The sequence below is a fragment of the Homoserinimonas sp. OAct 916 genome, from assembly GCF_003260275.1.
Classification (GTDB): Bacteria; Actinomycetota; Actinomycetes; order Actinomycetales; family Microbacteriaceae; genus OACT-916.
Genome location: NZ_QJHB01000120.1, coordinates 1 through 280, shown reverse-complemented (window position 1 = coordinate 280; position 280 = coordinate 1). Strand labels below are relative to the sequence as shown.

1 pseudogene is annotated in these 280 nt (G+C 57.9%); it reads left to right on the top strand.

The annotated features are described in order from the left end of the window. Nucleotides 1-90: 90 nt before the first annotated feature. A pseudogene (locus DL891_RS16940) lies at nucleotides 91-280 on the top strand (hypothetical protein); the annotation flags it as partial.

Genomic DNA, 280 nt, shown 5'->3' with positions numbered 1-280 from the left:
TGGATTAGGAACAAAACGGGAACATAAATCATTTGTGACGACATCAGGTCGTGCTTTTTTACCCCACGAACCGAAAGGATTCAGTGAATAATGACGGCTGCCCGCGAGCACGTCATATCGGACCTTCGTACCCGCATCGCCGCCCTCGAGCGGCATGTCGGACGTAAAGCAGACCATTTGCCCTTCGGAGTTCCCGAGATCGACGCCGTTCTTCCCGGCGGCGGCCTTGCCTATGGAGCTCTGCACGAGTTCGCCGGCGGTGGGGCAGGCGTCGTCGATG